Origin of the sequence: Dysgonomonas sp. GY617, from assembly GCF_015233815.1 — a bacterium.
Taxonomy (GTDB): domain Bacteria; phylum Bacteroidota; class Bacteroidia; order Bacteroidales; family Dysgonomonadaceae; genus Dysgonomonas_A.
On record NZ_JADCLR010000025.1, the window covers coordinates 1 to 7,020 of the forward strand.

Sequence of the window (7,020 nt, forward strand, 5' to 3'; positions counted from 1 at the left end):
ACTGGCTTCCCTCCATAAAGGTATATTTATAATACGGTCGATATCAGATAAAAAGTTGGGTAAAACTACTTCCGAATATGGAGGCTTTAACCATTGATTGAAACAGCTGGTTTTTAACAGATTATTGAGCTTTGTTTTAAGACTGTCTTTATTTATATGGGTCAAAGCAGGAGGCGGTGCCAATGCTCTACTGCTATTGTCGTTACCATTCCATTTAACATATTGCGCATTTGAGGAAATGAATTTTGCACCTTGAATCTGAGACACACTATCTAGGAAATTGAACCAATAGGCTTCTTCCCCAAGTTGATCTCGGGCATCCTCAATACTTATTATATTGTCAACTAATTCCTTTAAAACGTCTTTCTGATCTTGGGCTATAACTGTTGATATGGTAAATAATAAACAAATAGCTGAAACTGATATTTTCTTGAGCATAGGTAGTGTGTATGTTATAAAAATTCAATGATGTAAAAATAAAAAGCGAAAATTTGATATTAAACATAAAAGACGTAATCGATAATCGTACTTTTCGTTGGATATCCTATAGCTTAGAGTATTTACAAGATACTTTTCTATTATCAGGGAGTATAGAAACTTCTATTATTACCTCCAATATAGTCAACGAATATTCCGAATCGATTATCTGACGATTATTATCTAATAATAAGAGCTGTTTATATGATTCAGCACTGGTATATCCATAAAAAATTTGATCAATTTCAGGTCTATCGCAGTTAAGGATATAGACCATCCCATCCGAATCAGTGCCTAATCCTTCTTCAACACTAAAATTTCCTTTTTGGACAAACTTATTTTCAAGTTCTTTTCCTAAATAAACACTGGTCAACTCAAAGATTCCAGCAAACTCATAAATTTTCAATGTAGTCTCTATTCCACGACAATCGGCACAAGGCAAAATACCTTTATATACAGTAATCGCTCCTAAAATATCATTTATTACATCTTTTCGCAAAACCTTGAATGGTTTCTTCATTCTTTTTGAATTACAAGCTGCTAATAAGCAAATAATAATAACCAGAACGAATAATAATTTTTCCATTTTGTCCTTGTTAGTTATAAGCTAAATACATACATGTTAATATTTACATAAATTACAATACACATTCATTCAACTTTAGAAAGAACATTCTAATTAATCAAAATAAATATTGCAAAAAAAGACATTAAACACCAGATTAAATATACTATTTAGGTCTAAAACAAAATAAGTATACTGCATCAAGAGACTCTCTGTAATACTAAATACGCAAAAACAGTTACAAACGCATCTCATATAGAACATATATGAAAAAGGACAACAACAAGAGAAATTTTCACCCATTTTTAGTAATTATTATCTTTCTCACTTATTGGGCAAAATACTTTATTCTATATAAAGCATATGGATGTGTATTTGCGAAGGAAACCCCTTCGATTGAAATTCAAAGGGGTGAAAACAATCTACAATTTCCAATATAGCATACTTGTTGCTGCTGAATTTGGATTCACAGAAGGTGAGTATTGACTTCTTATATATTCTCCTGAACTAACACTACCCGGGTAATATCCCAGCCGGATATCTACCTGATCCCCGGCATTACCCGAGCATCCTAAAATTACATTGGTTAGATTTGAACCATTCAAAACTGTAGAGCTATTTGCCAGAGGAGATACCTGATAAAATATCTCACTAACATCATTTAATACATTATTGATCCAAATACCCACATAAACAATCACCTTTCCTGCATTGCTAGGAACAATACTATTTCCTGCAGCATTACAATAAGTTGTATATAACTTTACATTAAAAGCATAAGAGCCGCTCTCAGGTAAAACTAGACTCTCGGCTGCACCTCCTCTTGTTGAAGTGAAAGACATAGATACCATATTGGATTGATCACCTCCAGAAGCAAGTCCTGCTATCACATTCGAACTTGCATAATAAAGAGAAATATGTTTAGGAGGAATCTCATCCACCAGCTTCCGCCAAGCATTGTTTCTCCAGACATAAACTCCCGCATATAGTTGATTCGTTGCATCCTGAACCGTATTATAGACAAGTGTACCATCGACAGCTCCGACCACAGGTGATTTTTGTAATAGACTCGTTAAGGAAACCCTGTTCAATAACAACCCTTTATCGGCATCTGAAAGCTCTAATTGTATAGAAGGATTCATTACCGTAGCACTTCCTCCCATCTTACTCTTTCCTGAAATAAACATATCTCCCCGGACGTCTAAATCGAACAGTGGATTTACTGTATTAATACCAACCTGACTATAACCTTCTATAAAAAAAAGAAAGCCAACAATACTTAATAATAATTTATTTGTATCTAATTTCATTTTATCTCATTTTTATTAAAAAAACAATTTGCTTAAAATTCTACGATCACATTTTCTATTTTTATAATTTCCAGAAGAGCATAGTTGTTGCATCTGAAGCAGGATTCACCGAAGATGAGAATCTACTTTTTATATATACTCCTGAAGTAACACTACCCGGGTAATATCCCAGCCGGATATCTACCTGATCCCCGGCATTACCCGAGCATCCTAAAATTACATTGGTTAGATTTGAACCATTCAAACCTGTAGAGCCATTTGCCAGAGGAGATACCTGATAAAATATCTCACTAACATCATTTAATACATTATTGATCCAAATACCCACATAAACAATCACCTTTCCTGCATTGCTAGGAACAATACTATTTCCTGCAGCATTACAATAAGTTGTATATAACTTTACATTAAAAGCATAAGAGCCGCTCTCAGGTAAAACTAGACTCTCGGCTGCACCTCCTCTTGTTGAAGTGAAAGACATAGATACCATATCGGATTGATTACCCCCACTAGCAGGTCCTGCTACCACATCCAAACTTGCATAATAAAGAGAAATTCCTTGTGTAGGTAGAAATCCCCAAAGCTCCTTCCATCGATCATCTTTCCAAAAATAAACACCTTCATCGAATTGATTAGATGCACCTCCTCCATTGTTATATACAAGTGTACCGGTGACAGCTCCAGCCACAGGCGATTTTTGTGTAAGATCTGTTAAAGGAACTCGATTCAATAACAAGCCTTTATCGGTATCTGAAAGCTCTAATTGTATAGAAGGATTCATTACCGTAGCACCTCCAATTTTACTTTTGCCTGAAGCAAATACATCTCCCCGTACATCTAAATCAAACCGGGGATCTTCGGTATTTATACCAATCTGAGACCAGAGACTTATGCTCAGAGAGTACAAAATCAATAAAAAAGTTTTTCTCATTTGTTATTTTATATTAGTTAGTAAATTTTTATTGGTAAATGGGATACTGTCGGACATACCTTCGACAACAGCTTCGATTTATTAGGATAGCCAGAATAATAAAAGCAATAACAAGACAGTCCAAACAAACTGTTATGTAGCAAGTTATAAAAAAGCAGCAGCATGTAATCTCTACACACTGCTGCCGGACATAGTTGTGCCATAAGTAAAAGGAAATATCGTACTGATTTTGAACGACAACAAAAAAACAAATCAGCTACACGAAAACCTTTACCGGAACAACTATCGATATATATATTGGGGAAATATGTAAAAGGGGAAAAGAATATGTATAAAAAACGCAATAACAAAAAAAGACGGAGTAATCCGCCTAAAATATTTTTATTACCAGCATGTTCGCTAGTTAGTCTCTCTCTCTCTCTCTCTCTCTCTCTCTCTCTCTCTCTCTCTCTCTCTCTCTCTCTCTCTCTAACATTTCAACGCACACGACCAAATCTAAATCGTTAAACTTTAGATTATTATTGGTGGATATGTTTGTTAATTTTATAGTCATTTTTTGAGTAGTGAGTTCGTTTATAGCGACAAAGATAAAAATTTATATTAAATAATTAGTCCCTACTCTTATAATGTTATGCATTTTATACTCCATAATTTATGATAATATATATATAATATCCAAATAAGGTTCAGAAAAAAAATGCTTCAATAGCAATATACCAACCAATAAATCCATAAAACGAACATTTTCTGGATTGCAATACTCAGCAAAGGAAAAATGAATATGTTTGATAAATAACAGAAGCATCTATTTAAAGATGCTTCCTTTCTTCTTTATATTTAGATTACAGCTTAATTCTGCAATTCAAATATTTTCAATTGGAGATATTGAAATCATATTTTCAGACCATCCCTGAGCCCCCACAGCATATAACCATACCCCATCTGTATCAATAATATTATAAGAATTAAGCGCAGCAAAAAGATATAATCTGAGAGTTCCTCCCGAGGTATTATTGATCGCCCAATAGCCTGAGCCCGTCATTATATAATTAGGATATGCTCCAAGTGTAGTTACCACTCCCCATCCTCCAGTATTTTCGTAATGAAACTTAGTTAAAGGAGGTATTGCTAATGCACTAAACTCATTAGACTGCTCGTGCCATGCATACCTCAAGATTATTTGTCCCTGGGTAGCTGCAAAGTCTCCGATGTGATTATAGAGGGATGCCTGAATCAAAACAAGCCCTTGTGGAACATCAATATATCCCCCAGTAGGTTTATAAACATTTTGATTGGATGTATTTACGTCCAGACGGTTAATACCCACTCCCAAGGTTGTAGCTATTTTTACCTTATTAAGAACTGGCATCCAATGCCCTATACCATCGGCATCAGATAACAAAGCATAGTTTACCGGAGATACTGTGCCATCGTCAATCCTCACTTTGCCCCGAATATCAGCACGTACACCGGCTATAGGGCTTAGGGTACCTATACCAATAACTCCTGCATCGGTAAATAATACATCATCTGTTGTTAGATTAGGATTAATTACTCCCGAATCTGGAGTATTCCCTTTACCATCTATATGTAAAATTCCTCTGGGATTTGTGGTATTAACTCCAACTTGAGAAAAAACTCTTAATGAACAGAATAAGATGCTGATACAAACTAAATATACTTTCATTCGTTTTTTATTTATTTTCATATTCAATTATCCGGTAATAAGGCTTATAGTAACCATTGTTTCTGGCACACTTGCCGATCCTATATCCATCAGGTTAATTGTATTACTGGCAATACCAATATATACAACACTATAGAACAGATATAATTTCTGGTTGGAGGTTGTCTTGTTTTCTACCAGCCAATAACCCGATCCAGCCAGCATTGTCTGAGGAAACAAGCCAGTTAATGTTACATATCCCATACCTGCGGGATTTAGAAAATCGGGTGCTACAAGAATTGTAGGTGAAGTAGACAAAGTGTATCTGATCTGTAATACCGAGGTGCCGGGTAATGATTCACTTAATTTGTTTCCAAAGGATGCCCTGATAATTGATTTCCCAGGAAATAAAGTAATGTAACCTCCAGTAGGATAATAGGTTTGTTGACTGGACGGGATACTTAATATATTAAGAGAATTTATACCTGTCCCTAAGTTAGCCATGTCTACCCGTGTAGCTATCGACACAGGTCCCCAATTGGCAACTCCATCTGCATCCGATTTCAATCCGAAATTTTTTCTCTGAGTGCCATCATCTACTCTTAATGTCCCTTTGATATCTACTTTGGCGATAGGTGTAATAGTGCCAATTCCCATATTTCCCTCACTATCAAATACAACATCATCCGATATGGTTATAGGAGTTGTAGCTGATCCATTATCACTTTTAGCATCAATATGAAAAAGAGCTTTAGGATAATCTGTATTAATTCCTATTTGAGCATTTGTTTCAAAAAAGAAAAAACTACAATACACAACCAAACATATTTTCTTTTTAATCATTGTTATATTCAATTTAAAAATCCTCTTCAATTGGACTTATGTTTATTATATTTTCCCACCACCTATTAGAGGCTAACTCCCGAAAATAAGTGTTTGGTGCGTTTACATTAGTAGAGAAATAGACTTTTACCCATATAAATAATCTAATGGAAATAGCTGTTGGATTATTCACTGCCCAATATCCACTATTACCAGCCGATCCGTTAGGACCATTATTGGATAGGGTGACAAAACGCCCTCCTCCCGAATTTAGAATATATTCAGGAGCTATAAATGCAGAAGGTGATGTTGATAATGAGTAAGTCGCAAAATAAAAATAAGATGGAGGTAATCCAACTCCATCACCATCCAAAGCTGTATAAAACGCTGCGGCAATTAATTGCTTTCCTGGATTTACATCAATATATGATTTTGTATAAAACCATATTTCAGTCCCCAATTGAGAATTATTAGCCGGTACTAAATAAATATTGTTTGAAGTGGCATCTAAGCCATCCATTGCCAGAGATAGGGGTGACAGCAAAGACTTCCACGAACCGACTCCATTAGCATCAGCTACAAATGTATAGCCATCTTGCTCGCTGCCGTCTGCTATTCTTATCTTTCCATTGACATCAAAGTTAGCCATAGGATTTAGCGTACCTACTCCCATTTTACCATCAGGAGTTATGATAATATCATCACTAGTTCCAACGGTTCCAGTAGTATTAGTGTCATTTTGTGGATCAATGTGAAAAGTACCCAAAGGAGTTTTGGTATTTATGCCGACCTGGGCATGAGATAGCCCAATTAATAAAACGCCTGTTAATAAGAAAATAATCTTTTTCATTAATTTACTTGTTAGTTATTATATAGTTAGTTAATTTATTCAAAGAAAGCAGCAGCATGTAATCTCTACACGCTGCTGCCGAACATAGTTGTGCCATAAGTAAAAGGAAATATCGTACTGATTTTGAACGACAAAAAACAAACAAATCAGCTACACGAAAACCTTTACCGGAACAACTATCGAATATATATTGGGGAAATATGTAAAAGGGGAAAAGAATATGTATAAAAAACGCAATAACAAAAAAAAGACGGAGTAATCCGCCTAAAATATATTTATTACCAGCATGTTCGCTAGTTAGTCTCTCTCTCTCTCTCTCTCTCTCTCTCTCTCTCTCTCTCTCTCTAACATTTCAACGCACACAACCAAATCTAAATCGTTAAACTTTAGATTGTTATT

General features: G+C 35.1%; 7 protein-coding genes. All 7 read right to left on the reverse strand.

Translation table 11 applies throughout. From position 1 onward, the window contains the following. Window positions 1-438 (reverse strand): hypothetical protein (locus IR022_RS14705; protein ID WP_194204298.1); only part of this gene is annotated, 438 nt, incomplete at its 3' end. A 106-nt stretch (window positions 439-544) separates the two neighbouring features. Next, window positions 545-997, reverse strand: a complete 453-nt coding sequence (locus IR022_RS14710) for a copper resistance protein NlpE N-terminal domain-containing protein (RefSeq protein WP_194204299.1) — start codon at window positions 995-997, stop codon at window positions 545-547. Between the two features lie 467 nt (window positions 998-1,464). After that, window positions 1,465-2,352, reverse strand: coding sequence for a hypothetical protein (locus IR022_RS14715; protein WP_194204300.1), 888 nt, complete (start codon window positions 2,350-2,352; stop codon window positions 1,465-1,467). Between the two features lie 61 nt (window positions 2,353-2,413). Further along, window positions 2,414-3,283: a hypothetical protein gene (locus IR022_RS14720; RefSeq protein WP_194204301.1), complete on the reverse strand. Its 870-nt coding sequence runs from the start codon at window positions 3,281-3,283 to the stop codon at window positions 2,414-2,416. Between the two features lie 862 nt (window positions 3,284-4,145). Beyond that, window positions 4,146-4,970: a hypothetical protein gene (locus tag IR022_RS14725; RefSeq protein ID WP_194204302.1), complete on the reverse strand. Its 825-nt coding sequence runs from the start codon at window positions 4,968-4,970 to the stop codon at window positions 4,146-4,148. A 27-nt stretch (window positions 4,971-4,997) separates the two neighbouring features. Next, window positions 4,998-5,792 carry a hypothetical protein gene (locus IR022_RS14730; protein WP_194204303.1) on the reverse strand — a complete coding sequence of 265 codons (795 nt, stop codon included), beginning with the start codon at window positions 5,790-5,792 and terminating at the stop codon, window positions 4,998-5,000. A 13-nt stretch (window positions 5,793-5,805) separates the two neighbouring features. Then, complete coding sequence (locus IR022_RS14735) at window positions 5,806-6,621, reverse strand: hypothetical protein (RefSeq protein ID WP_194204304.1); 816 nt, start codon at window positions 6,619-6,621, stop codon at window positions 5,806-5,808. Between the last annotated feature and the right edge of the window lie 399 nt (window positions 6,622-7,020).

Bases quoted from the DNA above. Each gene is read 5' to 3' on its own strand.
- IR022_RS14725 (WP_194204302.1), bottom strand. From the start codon at position 4,970: ATGAAAGTATATTTAGTTTGTATCAGCATCTTATTCTGTTCATTAAGA.
- IR022_RS14715 (WP_194204300.1), bottom strand. From the start codon at position 2,352: ATGAAATTAGATACAAATAAATTATTATTAAGTATTGTTGGCTTTCTT.
- IR022_RS14720 (WP_194204301.1), bottom strand. From the start codon at position 3,283: ATGAGAAAAACTTTTTTATTGATTTTGTACTCTCTGAGCATAAGTCTC.
- IR022_RS14730 (WP_194204303.1), bottom strand. From the start codon at position 5,792: ATGATTAAAAAGAAAATATGTTTGGTTGTGTATTGTAGTTTTTTCTTT.
- IR022_RS14735 (WP_194204304.1), bottom strand. From the start codon at position 6,621: ATGAAAAAGATTATTTTCTTATTAACAGGCGTTTTATTAATTGGGCTA.
- IR022_RS14710 (WP_194204299.1), bottom strand. From the start codon at position 997: ATGAAGAAACCATTCAAGGTTTTGCGAAAAGATGTAATAAATGATATT.